The sequence below is a fragment of the Veillonella rodentium genome, assembly GCF_900187285.1.
Lineage (GTDB): Bacteria > Bacillota > Negativicutes > Veillonellales > Veillonellaceae > Veillonella > Veillonella rodentium.
On sequence record NZ_LT906470.1, the window covers coordinates 1,757,257 to 1,775,683 of the forward strand.

Sequence of the window (18,427 nt, forward strand, 5' to 3'; positions counted from 1 at the left end):
ACCCATTATATATTTCTATAATATACGTGATACACTATCAGACAATTGTGAAAGCCCTGTGGCTTTACGGCCCGTGAAAGAATTTCACCAGTCTGACAAAACTTAGTATACACCCGTATATTTATAAATGCAAGTATTGTTTTTATGCAACTATGTAATATAATTCGGTTTGTAAGTATTTTAGAATTTTTTTCTGTACAGACAAGCTATTATTCATTTAAATAGTCAACAATAGGAACATTATTTAATTTCCCTATATCAAGAGCTTTCCGTTCTCGAACCATTTTATCTATCAATGTACTGAATACCGATTGATCCGTACCATTGAATTCAGAAAAATTATTCACAAGCAGAATACTCAAAGTATGGTTATCTAATAATTCTTTATCTTTTAATCGTTCTTTTTCCAATATTTCTAATAAGTAATTCTTAAATCCATCACTTCCGGGTTCTTTAGAAAACTTAGATATTAATAATTTAGAGGTATAGAATTTATATACCTGATTTGTATCTAAATCAATTTTACCTATAGTTCCAAAATCAACAAAATAAAACGCATTATTTTGAATACTAAACTCACTATAACGACCTATTGATTTTCCTGTATTCAACTCAATAATTTTATGTTGTAACCCGGAAAGATAAAATGGATACTTAACAACATAACAATCCGGAAAATTATGCTGTGATTTAATTTCATTGTTTAGAATTTTAGACCATGTATCCTGTTCACTGACATCAAGCTGCTTAATAGATAGATAACCTCTATTAAAATTTAACTTCACATCAGCCGGTATTGTACTTTCATTAGTATATTTAACAATACTATTTTCTCCAGTGTGTTCATCATATATACCGTAGCCATACGAAGTGATGTAATAAATTTTATTTTCAATTTCATACATCCCATATACATCTCTGGCAATAACACCATCTGATTTGGAGTTACTCAACACTTTTTCTTCAGTATCATAATAAATCTCTGAGGTATTGAACCGGTTATCCGAAAAAAGGTAATTAAATATCAAAATAAAAGATACTGTACAAAGGCTGATTATGATAAGTAATATTTTTATGTATTTCATTATCCATTTTTTACCCATACAATATAATTTACATTTTTTCCTTTTTTAGCATCATATATAGTTATTAATCTGCCGCCTGAATTTAGTTGCTCCTTAATAAAATCAACCAAACTAGTCTTACTTGGAATTTTAGGCCCATTTTTATCTACAAATCTCTTAATAACAGCAATACTAGGAGCCTGTTTGACTATACGATCACCAATAATTCGTATTTCATTTCGTTTTTCCATTTCTTCTAATCTAAGCATATCCACCGGTACAGCCTCAAGCCTAAATTTAATCATCCATTCATAAGCTTGTAAATGCCCTAGTTCCATTCCCCTAGCACCTATATTATTTAATACATCTGTAGGAGATGTACCTTTATGATACTCATAATTTGAGTTATCAACTAATAATGAATTTGTGTAAATTTTATTTTTTGAATCTTTTCGAGCCTCCGAATTAAACTCATGTCTTCCTGCACTTACAAAAGCAAAAAAATCTAATATTTTATCACTTGTAGGGTTTCCATTATATGAAATGTTAGTTTTTATGTTAATAGTTTTTCCAACCGTACCATTATTAACTGCGAATTCAATAGTATCCTTGATAGCTTTCTGCATTTCAATACCCTCCATTATTACACTACCTAATTGAGAGTTTGCAATAAATTCATATTTACGATGTGATAATAAAATCAATCCCTTATCTCCATAATTTAATTGATTATTATAATCTGAATCTATATTCATCATTAAAAATGCACCATTTTCTTTAAAAGGATTGGTATTATTTGCCGCATTTGCCAACGATCTAAAAAAACCTTGTGGTACATTACGAAAATCAATACCAACATCCACTGGACCAAGTTCCTTTACCAAATTTAAACTATTAGAAATTTCCTCAAAACTCACATCGGAATTTACATTATAAGCCTTTGCTTCAGCATCCTTTTCATACAAAAACATCTCATTAGATCGATTTACTTCACTAACAGACACCTCATTCCATTTTGTTCCATAACTTGCTATAGCTGCACCTAAATTAGGATCAGAATCTGTAGAGAAATTTACTAAAGCTCCCAATCCAGCACTTAACCACTGTGCTAAATCAGAATTACTTTTAGCTAATTTTCTTATTTCACCTATTAACATTTCATTAGTCATAGTGGCCTTAAATCCACTACCAGGTGCATTACCGGCTATACGAGCTGCCCATTCACCAATAATACCGTGAGCAATAGACTTAGCCAATTTACCATCCTTAGTTGTTGGTTGCCAATTATGTAATTGTTCATAAGCATTTTGTGAGAATAGACGAGCCAACTCCTGACGTTCTTCAATTTTCTTTTTATCAAAAATCTTATCTAGTTGATGTAATGTATTTTCGGTATTCGTATTAATGGTTTTAGTATCAATCTCTTTACCATCTACTGTAAGTATACCATCAGAAATAGCAGATTGAGTAGTGGAGCTTGCTTTACCTTTAGAGCCTACGCCTAAATTCGGAACTAGACCGATATTGTTATAAATTTTATCGTAACCTTTTTTATCGTTAGTCTTCATCTCTTCGAGTTTCTTTTTACTACCATAGTAGTTATAGCCAATACCATTATTGCTATAAGTATACTCAGCTTCATTATGGATATCTTTCATCTCTAGAGATTTTGTAGCCAATTTATTCTTAGCTTTCGGAGCATCACTTTTAATCAAAGCCCCTTCTAAGGTTGTCACATTGCCTGTATGAATATCGTATCCTTCATCACCGGCATAGATCCCCGCCTGTTTCGTCACGCTCTTCCACTTACTATCAATGCGACCGACGCTAGCACTGATACTGCCGGTAGGATCCTTGAAATTAGGTTTAGAGGAAATGGAGAATCCACCGGATTTACTATGTTCTTTAAAGTTATCTACATCTTGTAAGCTCCGAATCGTCAAATCACGTCCGGTATCTACCTGCACCTTCTTACCGAACACAGTAGACCCTATGATATTTGTATCTCGATGCGCCTTAAGTTGCGCAAGCTCTGTAGCCTTTATGGTTGCCGGTACATAGCTTTCCTGATGCGTATCCCCCTGTTGACGTGCCATATGCCCACTGGCATTGACATCTAATAGACTACCGGTCATTAAGCTAAGATTAGCACCCACACTCCAACCGGAGCTTTTGTAGTTATTCTTCACATCTACTATATTCTTACCGGCTTCAAGATTAATATCGCCGGCACTAGCTAGACTGAGAGATTGAGCAGATACGCTTTCACCGGTAAGAGTAATGCCTTTGTTTTTAGCATCACGAGCCGTCATGCGAACATCACCATCACTAATAACGGTACCACCCTTATAAGTTGCCGTATCTACAGTTTGCCCTTGTTTCTGTGAGGTGCTACCAATTGACACGGACAAATTGACAGCATCATCAATATTCTTTTGCCCACGCTGAGAATGACCTTTTGTATCTTTTAACACATTGCCATTCGCATCACGAAGTTTGACCCCCTTAACCGCTTTATCTACCGCTGCATACCCATCTTGCAACTGCTTACGAGCTTCATTGAGTTCAAGGACTGCTAACCGTTTATCATCACGTCCCCCTGCTTGTTTAATGGTTCGTGTTGCATTCGTTACACTATCAGCTAAAGCACCCCCTAACGACACGGTTAAACCGGACTTTTTATAGCGGTCATCATGTGTCATATGTTGCGTATCCGTATTACCGTCAAGGGTCACTGCAGTCCCTTCAATCGTTGTACCGGTTTTACTCAATATGTCAGCACTAGTAAGATGTACCGTATCATTAGCCGTAATAGTTACCTTACCCTTTGTACTGGCAATGGTATTACGTGCCGTTTCTTCTTCACGATTAGTATCGTCTACATTTCGTTTTTCCGTACCGATAGTAAATCCGATACCACTTCCTATTAACCCTGACGTTTTATGACGATATGTACTCGTTTCTTCCGCTATATTCTTATCCGCACCGAGTTCAACCTTGCCAGCTGCTGTCACTTGAACGCCTTTTTCACCCATTAGTTTAGCAGATTGCCCCGTCACATCATGACCAGATCTGATTGCAACATCTTTACCGCTTACAACAGACCCTGTTACAGCAGTCACTTGTGCCACGCCGGTCGCATCCGTACGTTCCCGTTTAACTAAACTTTTCTTCTTGTCCTTATACACATGATTGGCGGAGCTTGTAGCTGATGCAGTATCCAGTTTTACATTCTGTCCTTCCACCTGTGCCTTATCAGCGGCCAGAATTTCACTACCACTAAGTACTACATCAGCATTCGCAGCCACAGTTACATTATTACCTTCCACGCTGCTGCCTACAGAGGTCGCTTCATTCACTAAATCATGTGTTTCTGTAGTCTGAGAATGACCGCCACCGGATTTACCTTTGTCATAGCGATGTTCCTCTAATTCATGACTTGCTGTCATAGACTGCATGTTTACCTGGCGTCCGGCTACCACGGTAGCATCCTTACCCGACGTCACCGTACCGGCCTGCATCGCAACATCACGGCCTGCCGTCACCACAGCATCGCCTTTCGCCGTAATTTGACCTTGATCTACAGCGGTTACCGTTTCACGGCGGCTATTGGCACTGTTCCATACAATCTTACTATTGCCGGCTTCGTACTTAACACCGTTATTGATAACATCACGATCCGCCGCCACGACAAGCTTTCCTGTTTCATCGGTTTGCTTAATCGTGCCGCCTTCATTTATCATATTATTCTTAGCATATACAGTTGTACGATCACGGCCTTCTATCGTACCTTGTGTATTACGAACATCGGTATCCGCCGCCACTGTCGTTGTACGCCCTTTAATCAGTCCGTTATCATTGTGAATCGTATGACCATGTACAGTTATCGCATCATCCGCCACTATACTGCCGCTGTTATGCATCGTACCCACTTGCAAATTAATCGATTGAGCCTGCATATTCGCTGCCCCCTCGACACGTTGTGTGGTCGGCGCCAAATATAACGTCGGCACGAGTAAGGTTTCAGTCTTACCATTCGGCAATACCACCGGTTGACTGACAAGCATTACCACATCTTCCGTCAATTGCTGTTGCTCCGCCTCAGTTAATCCTTGTCCGAGCATCATGGATTTAGACTTCATCACGGTAAGACCTGCATCCATTAATTTACGGTACTGCTCTTCTTCTGTAAGCCCCGCCTGCAATCTACTTTTACCCGTTTGACGTAAAATAGACTGCATCACCAACTGTTGTTCGTAGTACCCATCCCCCAATCGTTTCTGTACACGCATGGGATTCAATTGTAAACGGGTTAACACATAATCAGAAGATAAGAAGGTTCTTCGATTGGTAAAATTCGGATCCGTTTCCATCGCATACGTTGTATTCGGATTGGTAGATAACTGACTCATAGTCGCCAATACCGACGTATCCACCGTAGCCCCGGTTGTACTATTAGCTACATGACTGCCATAGACAGTTAACGGTATATCTATCGGCTGCACTACATCATTATGATACTCCGCCTCACGAACATTTGTGGAATCCCATCCATGATGTTTATGGCGACTATACCCTGTAGCCGTACCATTTTCACTAATATATTCATGTCCCTTCGGATTGTTGGCTTCATAGTGACCGATATTACCGGTCAGAATGCCCGCTGCACTGATTTGACTGGCATCATTAGTCACAACATCCGCTTCAATCTGTAAATTACCGCCGGAAATAATACGTCCCGGTTTAGAGGTATCTACTACTTCTTTTACCCGCGTGCGGTCATATTCATATTTAGTCCAGCTATCATGATGCTGTCCATTAATAGACAGTTGTAAATTCTCAGAAGAATGAACTACGACCTTATCTTGTGGAATCGGATCATCATGACCATAAATGCGTTCCTCAGATAGCTGATATCGTTTGATACTGCCTTCCGGTGCCACTTCATTTTTAACGTGCTCCGTAGTTCCCGTGGTAGCCCGTTTCAACGTAACGCCACCATTTGTATTAGCAATGGATTTGGCGAGAATCATACCTTGCTGACCGGCCTCAATAGTGGCCGCCACATTAGTCAACGTATCCATCTTACCGGCTACAGCGCCGTTATAATCCATCGTCTTTCCAAGTTGTAACACGCCTTCTGACTTCAGCACACTACCATTCGTATTCTGTATGGCCTTTGTCGCCACCGCTAAATTCTTACGCGCAATGAGTACCGGTGCATCTTTTGTAACGGCATTACCGGTTTGTGTGAAAGCCTCCGCCGAAATGCGTGCCGAGTCAGCATACAATTTAGCTTGACCGACTTGCGTAAAGCCTTTTGCGCTAATGCTCATATCCGGCGCCACCACAGTACCACTATTTTGCACCTTGCCGGTACTGTCTACAGAAATATGATTCTGTGCGGAAAGAATCCCTTTGTTGTTCACACCGAAACCATCATTGGTTCCCACTAAATACATGCTGTTTGCATACATACCGCCAATGCGAGATACATCAAGGCCTACCTTCTCTGAGTTGCCCGTCTTGGTAACATTAGTTACCTTACCGCTACCGTCGACAGATACTGTATTGTTACCGGTTACCACATGGCCTTCATTCGCCCATACCTTGCCGTTGAGCTGTACCGCTTCCGCCAAAATATCCGTGCGAGATGTACGCGATGCATCGAGACCTTGTCCGGATACCGTCACCGCACCTTGCTTCACATCATATCCGGCAATAGTTCCATCGGTAATAATAGGGTTTCCTGTTGTCAACGTAGCGGCACTGGCATTAATGAACGTCCCATTATTAATGGCAATCCCATTAGGATTAGCAATGATAACATGTGCCTTACGCCCTGCTACCTCCAACGCACCATTCATAGCCGTCGCGCCCGTTCCGGTTACTTCATTTAGAATCGTCTTAGCTGCGGCGCCTCTCAACTTCGGATTCCCCATCACATAGCCGGCCAGTTCCGTAGATACAGGACGCTTCGAGTTATTTAAAATAACCCCTTTCTCATCTACATTAAACATATCATATTGATTGTGAGATAACCCCTTAGCATTCGGTTTATTAATATTGACAATGGGGGTCCCATTAGGAGCTTCATCCATAGCAGGACCCATTGTACCTTGATTCGGTACGACAGACTGTGCCACAGCCAGCGGAATCCAAGGCCCGGAATTTGTCACTAACAGGGCTGCACATACAGCGGTCGCAGTATACTGTTTGATTTTCATGGTTCTCTCCTTATACACACTCATCTGATAACACACATATTAATTAAAATTGGTAACTGCCTCTAAACGCCCATACTTTTGTATCAGTCGTAAAGCCGTCCGGCTTCTTGAGCGGTGTCCCTAATGACACATCATAGCGAAACGCATCGCCGACAGTCCCACGAACACCGATAACACCGCCCGCTAATGTATGACCGATTTGTGTCGCTGTTGACGGTCCCCATACATGACCTATATCTACACCGATATACGGAGTGATCCGTTGTCGTCTGAACGGTAAGGCCCATTCATTTTGAATATAGTAACCGGAGTCACCACGAAGCGTTTCCTCCCCACTGAAACCGCGTACGGAATACCGTCCCCCGATACTGAACTGATCGGTCCCGAACAGACGTTGATTGGTAAATTGGCTTCTGAAACGCATCGTATACACGCCCTGTTTATGACCGATGCGTACACCGCTTTGTATTTCGCCTTCCAGTCCCGCCATTTTATATAATGTAGTCGGATTATCTGCCAAACCTTCCCAGCCGCGCACCGTAGCGCCTAACCCACGTATCCCCTGCCGATAGAAGAGGTATACGTCGGACACGGTGTTCCCGCTGTACTGACGATGGGACAGTCCCAGTTCCAATGCCGTCGTATGTTGTTCCTGCACACCGATTTCCATATCATCAATATAACTATGTCGTGTCTTATGAATCACCTTAGCGACAGCGGCTGTCTTGGAGCGACTCGTCCGGTTCAGCACCTGCTCCACGGAAACCTCGACACCGCGGGTCTTCCCCGAAGAGCGGAACGCTTCCGGCATGAATATCAATTGATGGTAACTATATTGATACGTCGACAGTCGATACGTCCGGTTCCCGTCGGGCACCGCATAATTTACGGCATACTGTTTCGAGCCATGTCCGTCACCATGGTGACCGATATCCTTCGTATAACCGGCTGATAAGGTATCGTTAAGGCCTGCCAATTGACTGAATGACAGATACACGGTCCCCTGGTATTTTCCTGTCGATTCATAACCGGCATTATCCGCTATCAGTGCGCCATGCACAAATCCTTTTTGCTCTACCGTTACTTTCACAATAGAATGAAGGGGCTTTGTTCCGGGCTCAATACTGAGCTTCACATCCTGTCCCGGCACACTGCGCATCTGATCTATACCCTGTTCTAACGCCTGTCTCCGCAATACATGCCCGGGCCGTACGGGAAAGGCGCTTCGCCAATTAGTGCGAGCTTTCGGGTTCGTAAGAACAATATCTTCCACATATCCCGGTACAATCTCAAACGTAAGTGTGCCCGATTGTAAATCCTGATTCGGCACCACCACTTGACTCGTCATATATCCATCGGCAAGAATCTGTTCTTGTAACTGCTTTTGCAGTACAGCAATCCCCTCCGCACCGATATTGTTATGAGTATAGGCCTTCAACCGATGCGTATACTTCTTAAAAACCGGTTCCGATGAAATAACCGTAATATGCTCTATCGGGAATGATACCGCTTCCTGCGGCAAAGCCTGTATAGAGGTGCCATTTAATGTTTCATCAGGTGATTCCGAACGCAACAAAGCGGCCCTCGCCATCGGTGCCTCCGCGCGTTGCCGCAGGGAAGCATCGGCTCGAGCCGCTTCCTGTTGTATAAATAAGTCCGGTACATCCGCCGCCACAATTGGCGTTGCACACATAACGCCGGCCAGGCCCACACAGCCTGCGGCAACAGATACTGCTTTCATAGTCCTCTCCCCTTTCTATAGGTAACGTATTAAATTATATCTTAGCCTCCCCCTATGATGTCAATCTCTATTTATAAATTTCATGAAATTTTTATTTTCACTAAAATATCTCTCAGTCAATTTTGCAATCAACCAAGAGATATTCATGAGATAACCTATTCAATTATATGGCAGCTAACAGTTCATAAATCCAATTTTTGAATCCTCCAGTCAATAAAATAACTATTCTTCCTCAATGAGTCCCAAATCCTGTTCATAGGCATAGTCCGCTTCGGCACGCGTAATCATGCCCTGATCGACCATCTGTTCCAGCACGAGTTTTTGTCGAGCCTTGGCGCCTTCATAGTTCTCGTACGGATCTAGATAGTTCGGCGCATTCGGCAACGCCGCCAGCAGGGCGCACTGCCCCAGCGTAAGTCGACTCGGGCTGACTCCGAAATAGCCGTGCGAAGCTTCATAAATACCGTAATAGTTATGTCCATAGTATACGGTATTCAGATACATGGTAAGAATTTCTTCCTTTGAATAATAATGTTCCATTTCACCGGCGAGGATGGCTTCCTCCACCTTGCGTGTCACGATACGCTTTGACGACAGGAACAGATTTTTTACCAATTGTTGCGTAATGGTGCTGCCCCCTTCGACAGTTTCACCGGACACCGTATTGGTATAAAACGCGCGAATGATGCCGAAGATATCGATAGCGCCGTGATTATAATAGCGCTTGTCTTCAATGGCGATGAGCGCGTTTTTCGCATTTTCCGGAATGGTATCCGCTTTCACCCAGTGTTCCCGCGGCACACGCTGTGCAAGAGCCGTTTCCACCTTATCCTTAAACGTAAACAGCCGCACAATGCGATCCAACCTGCTCAGTGTATCTTCATTTTGTTCTATCCGTTGCTCAACGGTGCTCTTTGCCTTGCTTTCACGATTGGTCCCCTGAAAGCTATGGTACGCATCATAGATATACATGGCCAATAGTATGACCACGACGACCGTCAACGCACGGCGAATAAAGCGAAATATTGTCATTGTAACCTCATGCAGATATATCGATGTACAAATATACAAAAATAAGTTATATTGATTGTATTGTATCACATCTATGTGATTGTGTTGTATTTACGCGTTTATTTAGAGTATAATTAATAGGATGATAAAGCATGCCTATTGGAGGAGTATTATGAAACAGTGTATGGATTCAGATAATCTACATCGTCGATTACGAAAAATTTTAGGTCAAGTGCAGGCTATCGACCGTATGATAGAAGAAGACATTCCCTGCGAAGATGTGCTGAGCCAGATTAATGCGGCCAAATCCGCACTGCACAAGGTAGGTCAGGTCGTGCTTGAGGGCCATATCAACCATTGCGTGCGTGACGGTATCGAACACGGGGACGTGGAAAAAACGATCAGAGACTTCACAAAAGCTGTAGAACGCTTTGCGAATATGGGAAAATAGTCCTGCGAGGCGTCTATGAAAAACGAACAATAAAGACCGGCTATTTCATATAGTCGGTCTTTTGCATGTCCGTTGACCGATCTGTTGTATATCTGTTAATCTGGCTTATGGGACGGAACCTGTTGATTTAATACCGATTTTTCATACATCTAATCAAGCCATTACCTGCCTGCTAATCAATTTCCTTTTACGTGCCGAATTTCGGGCAACAAAAAAGTCCTCTGACCGTAGTGAACCGCAGATCCAGAAATTATGTCCAAATTTCTGGCTGCCGTTCATAGTCGGAGGACTTTTCCAATTTTAAGATTAGTCGTGATTTGTAGTTAAGAATTCGCTCAATGCAACGAGTGCATCGTCTTCATCGGCGCCGTCAGCCGTCAATGTAACGGACGTACCCTTCGTAGCGCCCAATGTCAACACGGTCAAAATAGATTTGGCATCCGCTGTTTTACCATTTGCCGCAATGGTAACTTTAGATGCGAATTTTGCCGCCAATTGTGTGAAAGCCGTCGCAGGACGCGCATGTAAACCGGATTCATTTGTAATTTCTACTGTCAATTCTTTCATGATAACCTCTTTCTATCTCGATAGGTCTGACCCATCTCATACGTCTTGTAATAGATTTATTGTATCAATTCGATATTTCGAATTCAAGTACCCGCACTATCTACAACAAACCTTTTTCTTCAAGAACGGCTTTAGCGTAGTTGGTAATCTCTTCCGCCGTATCCATGGTGAGGGCCTTGTCAGCCACCGCTTTACAATCATCTTTCGATACGGAACGCAGAATTTTTTTGATGAGCGGAATGGAGGATGCGGTCATCGAGAATTCGTCGAGACCAAGGCCTAACAGAATCATCGTCGCCACAGGATCACCTGCAAGTTCACCGCACATACCCGTGAATTTTCCCTGTTCATGGCTTGCATCGATGACGTGTTTGATGAGCCGCAACACGCCCGGATGCAACGGTTGATATAGACCGCCGATGGCTTCGTTCATCCGGTCTACCGCCAATGTATATTGACAAAGGTCGTTCGTGCCGATGCTGAAGAAGTCTACATATTTTGCCAAAATCGGAGAAATAACGGCCGCTGCCGGCACTTCAATCATAATGCCCACCTTGATAGCATCATTAAAATCGATGCCCTCAGCAGTAAGCTCGGCTTTGCATTCGGCGAGCATCGCATTCGCCTGTTTAACCTCTTCCACGGAAGCGATCATAGGATACATAATGTGAATATCTCCGAAGGCACTAGCACGCAACAGCGCACGCAACTGCACTTTAAAAATGTCCGGACGGTTTAATGAAATGCGAATCGCCCGATATCCAAGGAACGGATTCATTTCACTCGACAAGTCCAGACATTTCAATTCCTTGTCGCCGCCGATATCCATGGTGCGAATGATAACAGGCTGTCCCTTCATATCCTGAGCTACTTTTTTATATTCTTCAAATTGCGCGTCTTCTGTCGGCAATTCATCGTTTTCCATGTACAGGAATTCCGTTCTATATAGGCCGATACCCTGTGCGCCCATCGTAAGGGCGTGCTTTGCATCCTTCGCCTTACCGATATTGCCGAACAGTTCCACATGATGACCGTCTGTGGTCATCGCTTCAAGATTGGCGGACTCGCGCAATCGTTTGAGTTCCTCCTGAAATGCCTCGGCTTGGTTTGTATATTCGATCCAGTCCGCATCGGAAGGATTGATTTCCACGACGCCGTCCGTACCGAGCACGACAGCCTTATCGCCGTCAGTGAAGCTTTCAATATCACCGACCCCCATAACAGCGGGAATTTCAAGAGTCCGCGCCATGATAGCCGCATGGGACGTAGGACCGCCGGCCGCCGTCACGATGCCTTTTACCACATTTTTATCAAGAGACGCCGTATCGGATGGCGCCAGATCGTGAGCCACCAAAATGACTTCGCCGGAAATATGGGACAAGCCGCGCGGATTCATGCCTAAAATGTTACGCATCAAACGGTCTCCGATATCCTTGATATCGGCGCCGCGCTCGCGCATGTACGGATCATCCATACCGAGAAAGATATTCGCAAAGGTTTCAATAGTCTGCGACGTAGCCGCCACCACATTCACATGACCGGATTCAACGAGGGACTTGATGCCGTCGGACAATGACGGATCCTGAGCGATTTGCATATGCGCCTCAAATATGGCCGCCTCGTCGGGGCCCATATCCTCCAACGCTTTTTGGCGAATCGTATCCAGTTGTTTCAAGGTCGCCGCCATAGCGGTGGCAAATTTACCGATTTCCTCATCCACCTTATCGTCCGTTACGGTGTAATCGGGGATGACGATTTCCTCCTGCACATATCTATATACATTGCCTACTGCAACGCCACGAGATCCAGAAATCCCTTGAATTCGCATGTGTATTCCTCTTTCTATACTGATAAACTACATTACATATTATTGTAACATTTCTATAGTAAACAATAAAGTACGGCCCCCTTATATGTGATATAATAATATAATGTAAATCAGAGACTTTCACGGGCTTCATGGTGAAAGTCTTATCTATTGATAGGAGCGCTTATGAGATTAACGAAAATGCACGGCCTCGGCAATGATTTCATTCTATTTGCCGATTCAAAAGGGGCCTCAAAAGATTATACGGACCTCGCCATTCGCCTCTGCGATCGTCGCACCGGCATCGGCGCTGACGGTCTTACCATCCTCGTACCATCCGACACATGCGATATACGTATGCGCATCATCAACTCGGACGGCAGCGAAGCGGAAATGTGCGGCAATGCGATCCGTTGCTTCGCTAAATACGCCTATGAGCACGGAGAAATCACAAAGGATACTTTCACCATCGAAACATTGGCGGGTGTCATGAAACCATCCCTGACGATTGAAAACAGCGTGGTAACACAAGTCACCGTCGATATGGGCAAACCGTTTTTTAAGGCCCGGGAGATTCCGATGAATGTGGATATGGACAAGGTGATCGACGTAGACCTCGACGTAAACGGAGAAGCCGTAACGGTCAGCTCCGTGTTGCTCGGCGTGCCTCACACGGAGGTATTCATTGACGACATCACAAAGGCACCTGTTAAAACGCAAGGCCCTATCCTTGAAAAGCATGACGCCTTTCCGGCAAATACAAATGTAAACTATGTGGAGGTCGTAAATGACCACCACATCAAGGTTCGCACCTGGGAACGCGGAGCCGGCGCTACGCTCGCATGCGGTACCGGTTCCTGTGCCTCCGCCGTCATGGCCTGCGAAAAAGGCCTGACCGGTCGCGAAGTGGACGTGGAGTTATACTTAGGCATATTGCATATTTCATACTTGGAGGATGGCACGGTGCTCATGACGGGACCTGCCGAGGAAGTGTTCGAAACCGAACTTCCCATAGAATAAGATGAAATGGTTGCAACTGATACTGAACGCATTTCTGAACTATCGGCAAGGTCGTTCATTAATGCCCCGAAACATAGAATCTCTCATCGGCTTATTGCTGTCCATCATCGTCATTATCACCGCCGTAGCTAACGGTATCGCTATCGGCTACGCCTTGCTCACGGTATGGTGTATCATGGCGTACGTATTCTACCGTAAGGGTTATGAGCCGAAAGAACTGCTCAAGTTATCCTGGACAGGTGCGAAGTCATCGATTGGTGTAATACAGATTTTTCTTCTCATCGGATGGCTCATCGCCATGTGGCAGGCATCGGGAACTATACCTATGATCATCGCCACCTGCATCGACTGGATTAACCCATATATCTTTATCGCCTGTGCCTTTCTCATCGCCGCCATCGTGAGCATGCTGCTCGGCACATCTCTCGGCACGGTAGGCACCATCGGAATCGTACTCATCGCCGTCGCACGGGCCGGAAATATACCGGAAAGCATCGTAGCTGGTGCTATCATTGCCGGAGCGTATGTGGGCGACCGCAACAGTCCCCTCTCATCCAGTGCATCCCTCGTGGCTGCCTTAACGCATACCGAGGTACGGACGAATATCCGAAAAATGTTTACGGACAGCATACCGGCGCTCGTCATTTCAACGCTTCTCTACATTTTGCTATCCCAATGGTTTCCGTTGGATACTACAGACAATTATCTGTCCGATACGATTCCTTTCATTTTCAATATCAATTGGATGTTATGGATTCCCGTCATCATCGTCATGGCATTATTGCCTCTGAAAGTATCCATCAGATGGCCCATCGGCCTCAGCGCATTGGCGGCCGCGATTCTAGCGTATACCAGTCAAGGCCAAAGCCTGTCTGACCTGGCCCGGTTCAGCCTGGCGGGCTTCGAGCTTCCCGGCTACAATCCTCTGGCAGATATCATTCACGGCGGCGGTCTCAAAACCATGTTCATTCCGTCTTTATCAATATTTATGGCCTGCGCCATTTCGAACATGCTGGAAGGCGTCGGCTTCTGGAACGAAATGAGACAGCTCTTAGACCATGCTAACTCGCGCAGCAGCTTATTTGCAGCCAATGCGGGACTCGCCTTTTTAACGGGCGCTATCGGCTGCAGCCAGGCCATCGCTATCATCATGACCCATTCCATTATGCGCACCACCTATGCGAAACAAAGCATTCAGGCGGACGACGTAATGCTGGACTTTGAAAACAGCGGCATCCTCATCACCGCCTTACAACCGTGGAATATCGCCGCTCTCGTACCTGTTATCATGTTGAATACCAGTGCAACCGGCTATATACCATTCGCCTTCTTCTTGTATCTGACGCCTCTCATCTACTGGTTGCGCCTGTGCCGACATGACAGGATAAAATCAATCTGATACAAGTATTGTTCTGACACGAAAACATCCGTTCCATTCGGCATGATTTCGTATAAAATATAATTCAGCATAAAACATAATATAAATAGTCGTTTAGTCGTTCAATATAATAATAGTTCGATATGATAATTATTTACGTAGTATCAAAGAGGAATATATATGATCTACACTATCACCTTTAATCCGGCCCTCGACTACATCGTACGCCTGGACCATCTCAAAACGGGCACGATCAATCGCACCACGCAGGAATATGTCCTCGGTGGCGGTAAAGGCATCAATGTTTCCATTGTGCTCAACAATCTCGGCATGAATACGACAGCACTCGGTTTCATCGCGGGCTTCACCGGTCAGGAAATCGTGACCCAGCTGAATCAATTCGGCGTAACGGAAAACTTTATCCGTCTCCGGGAAGGTTTAACACGCATCAATGTGAAAGTAAAAGCATCCGACGAGGAAACGGAAATCAACGGTCGCGGTCCGACCATCGCCGACGATGAATTACAGGCACTGTACACACAGTTGGATTCACTGACTGCCAAGGATATTCTGATCCTTGCGGGCAGCATTCCTTCAAACCTGCCGAGCGATATGTACGAACGCATCATGGAGCGTTTACAGCACAAACACATCCGCATCATCGTCGATGCCACAAAGGATCTTCTGACGCGTGTATTACCGTATAAACCGTTCTTAATCAAGCCCAATAATCACGAGCTGAGCGAAATCTTCGGTCGCACCTTATCTTCAAAGGATGACCTGGTATCGACCGCAAAAGAATTACAGGCAAAAGGTGCTCAACACGTCCTGATCTCCATGGCCGGCGACGGCGCTATCTTAGTAGCTGCAGACGGTACAGTCTACACGAGCAAAGCCCCTCAGGGAACCCTCGTAAATTCCGTAGGAGCCGGAGACTCCATGGTGGCCGGATTTATTACGGGCTACGAGAAAACAGGTAGCCTTCAAGAGGCCCTCTGCTGGGGCATCGCCAGCGGGTCCGCTTCGGCCTATTCGGAAAACCTCGCCACATTGGACGAGGTGGAAGCACTACTTTCACAAGTACAACCCTAAATCACATTTCAATAATTTTCTATTTTATCTGCATCAAGGAGTACATATATGCAAATCACCGATTTATTAAAACCGGAATCCGTCCTCTTAAACGCGGAGCCGGTAACAAAGGCAGATGCCATTTACATGTTAGGGGAACTGATGGATAAGGGCGGCCATCTCATCGACAAAGCAGAGTATCTGGCGGCCGTTTTCGCCCGTGAAGAATCCGGTTCCACCGGTCTCGGCGACGGTATCGCCACACCTCACGCCAAATCCACAGGCGTTCGCGAAGCAGGCCTTGCGGCTATGGTCGTGCCGAACGGCGTCGATTTCGAGGCCTTAGACGGTCAACCGTCCCGCTTATTCTTCATGATTGCCGCTCCGGAAGGAGCTGCAGATACGCATGTAGAGGTTTTAAGTCAACTCGCGACGATGGTTATCGATCCGGATTTCAAGGAGGCCCTCATCGCCGCCCCTACGGTAGAGCGGTTCCTGGAACTCATCACGGCTAAGGAGCAAGGCCACTTTGATCCGTCCGTAGCGGGATGTATCAAATCCGCTACGACCGCTGAAAGCACATTAAGTGTTGCGCAATCCGACAATGCCGCAACCGATACAACGGCTTTCGCAACAGAAACAGCGACTGCAACCAATCCGTATTATGATGTATTAGCCGTTACAGGCTGTCCTACGGGCATCGCCCACACCTACATGGCGGCGGAATCATTAGACCGCAAAGCCAAGGAGATGGGCATCTCCCTAAAGGTTGAAAAGAACGGTGCATCCGGCGTAAAAGACGCGCTCACAGCGGAGGAAATCGCACACGCAAAATGCATCATCATCGCATCTGACCGCCAAGTCGAAATGGCTCGCTTCAACGGTAAGCCGATGATTCAGACAAAGGTTGCCAACGGCATCAACAAGGCTGAGGAATTATTAACGGAAGCCATGTCTGGTACAGCACCTGTATACCACGCCTCCAACGCCGAGCAACAAGACTCGGAAGTGACCGGAGATGCTTCGGACAGCATCGGTCGTCAAATTTACAAACATCTGATGAACGGCGTATCCCATATGTTACCATTCGTTATCGGCGGCGGTATCTTAATCGCATTGGCATTCCTCTTTGATACACTCGATCCGGCAAATCCTAAAAACTTCGGTTCCGGTACGCCGCTTGCAGCATTTCTGATGCAAATCGGCGGCGCCTCCTTCGGATTCATGTTGCCGGTTCTCGCCGGCTATATCGCCATGAGTATCGCAGACCGTCCCGGTCTCGTAGCAGGCTTTGTAGGCGGTTTATTAGCAAACCAGGGCGGCTCCGGCTTTCTCGGCGCCTTAATTGCCGGCTTTGCAGCGGGCTATTTAGTCTTATTGGTTAAAAAACTCGTATCCGGCCTGCCGGAAGCATTGGAGGGCACGAAGCCCGTTCTCTTCTATCCGGTACTAGGCGTATTATTCATAGGCCTTGCTATTACCTTTATCATCAATCCGCCGGTATCCGCACTTAACCACTGGTTGATGGATTCCCTGCAATCCATGGGCACCACAAGCCGTGTATTGTTGGGTCTTATCTTCGGCGCTATGATGTCCGTTGATATGGGCGGTCCTGTAAACAAAGCAGCTTACGTTATCGGTACCGGCGCTTTAGCAACCGGTGAATACGGTATCATGGCGGCGGTTATGGCAGGCGGCATGGTGCCACCATTGGCGATTGCCCTTTGCACGACCTTCTTCCCTAGCCGTTTTACCGAAGCGGAACGCAAATCCGGTTTGACCAACTACATCATGGGCCTCTCCTTCATCACCGAAGGTGCCATCCCGTTTGCAGCGGCCGATCCGATTCGCGTATTGCCGGCCTGCATCATCGGTGCCGGTACAGCAGGCGCATTATCTATGTTATTTGAATGCACCCTACGCGCTCCTCACGGCGGGATTTTCGTGGTGCCGACCATCGGCAATCCGCTACTTTATCTCGCATCCATCGCCATCGGTTCCGTTATTGCATGTATCATCTTAGGCCTGGTAAAACCGAGCTTGAAAAAATAATATATCCTTTAGTGAAAGCCCTATACCGCCGCGGTATA

The 18,427-nt window shown here is 45.4% G+C and carries 11 protein-coding genes; 5 read left to right on the plus strand and 6 right to left on the minus strand.

Annotation, left to right across the window (positions count from 1 at the left end; genetic code table 11):
• Nucleotides 1-209: 209 nt before the first annotated feature.
• From CKV62_RS08205 to CKV62_RS08220, 4 genes are all read right to left on the minus strand, one after another.
• Complete coding sequence (locus CKV62_RS08205) at nt 210-1,103, minus strand: hypothetical protein (RefSeq protein WP_095066476.1); 894 nt, start codon at nt 1,101-1,103, stop codon at nt 210-212.
• Complete coding sequence (locus tag CKV62_RS08210; protein WP_231968318.1) at nt 1,085-7,291, minus strand: two-partner secretion domain-containing protein; 6,207 nt, start codon at nt 7,289-7,291, stop codon at nt 1,085-1,087. The genes CKV62_RS08205 and CKV62_RS08210 overlap by 19 nt, the downstream gene beginning before the upstream one ends.
• Nucleotides 7,292-7,334: 43 nt before the next feature.
• The gene (locus CKV62_RS08215) at nt 7,335-9,032 is read right to left on the minus strand and encodes a ShlB/FhaC/HecB family hemolysin secretion/activation protein (protein WP_095066477.1); all 1,698 of its coding nucleotides are present in this window, start codon (nt 9,030-9,032) and stop codon (nt 7,335-7,337) included.
• A 222-nt stretch (nt 9,033-9,254) separates the two neighbouring features.
• The gene (locus CKV62_RS08220; RefSeq protein ID WP_095066478.1) at nt 9,255-10,064 is read right to left on the minus strand and encodes a transglycosylase domain-containing protein; all 810 of its coding nucleotides are present in this window, start codon (nt 10,062-10,064) and stop codon (nt 9,255-9,257) included.
• A gap of 151 nt (nt 10,065-10,215) precedes the next feature.
• Between CKV62_RS08220 and CKV62_RS08225 the strand changes: the two genes are divergently transcribed.
• A complete protein-coding gene (locus tag CKV62_RS08225) occupies nt 10,216-10,494 on the plus strand; it encodes a metal-sensing transcriptional repressor (RefSeq protein WP_095066479.1) in 279 nt (92 codons plus the stop codon).
• A 306-nt stretch (nt 10,495-10,800) separates the two neighbouring features.
• Here the strand turns inward: CKV62_RS08225 and CKV62_RS08230 are convergent, their stop codons facing one another.
• Together CKV62_RS08230 and ptsP are read right to left on the minus strand one after the other, a co-directional pair.
• Nucleotides 10,801-11,061 carry an HPr family phosphocarrier protein gene (locus CKV62_RS08230; RefSeq protein WP_095066480.1) on the minus strand — a complete coding sequence of 87 codons (261 nt, stop codon included), beginning with the start codon at nt 11,059-11,061 and terminating at the stop codon, nt 10,801-10,803.
• 100 nt (nt 11,062-11,161) lie between these two features.
• Entirely contained in the window at nt 11,162-12,889 is a 1,728-nt protein-coding gene (gene ptsP / locus CKV62_RS08235) for a phosphoenolpyruvate--protein phosphotransferase (RefSeq protein WP_095066481.1), read from the minus strand.
• A gap of 165 nt (nt 12,890-13,054) precedes the next feature.
• Between ptsP and dapF the strand changes: the two genes are divergently transcribed.
• From dapF to CKV62_RS08255, 4 genes are all read left to right on the plus strand, one after another.
• The gene (gene dapF / locus CKV62_RS08240) at nt 13,055-13,888 is read left to right on the plus strand and encodes a diaminopimelate epimerase (RefSeq protein WP_095066482.1); all 834 of its coding nucleotides are present in this window, start codon (nt 13,055-13,057) and stop codon (nt 13,886-13,888) included.
• Nucleotides 13,889-13,949: 61 nt separating this feature from the next.
• On the plus strand, nt 13,950-15,287 hold the full coding sequence (locus CKV62_RS08245; protein WP_231968319.1) for a Na+/H+ antiporter NhaC family protein: 1,338 nt from the start codon (nt 13,950-13,952) through the stop codon (nt 15,285-15,287).
• 159 nt (nt 15,288-15,446) lie between these two features.
• A complete protein-coding gene (pfkB, locus tag CKV62_RS08250; RefSeq protein WP_095066484.1) occupies nt 15,447-16,358 on the plus strand; it encodes a 1-phosphofructokinase in 912 nt (303 codons plus the stop codon).
• Between the two features lie 48 nt (nt 16,359-16,406).
• On the plus strand, nt 16,407-18,389 hold the full coding sequence (locus tag CKV62_RS08255) for a PTS fructose transporter subunit IIABC (RefSeq protein WP_095066485.1): 1,983 nt from the start codon (nt 16,407-16,409) through the stop codon (nt 18,387-18,389).
• The last annotated feature ends 38 nt before the right edge of the window (nt 18,390-18,427 follow it).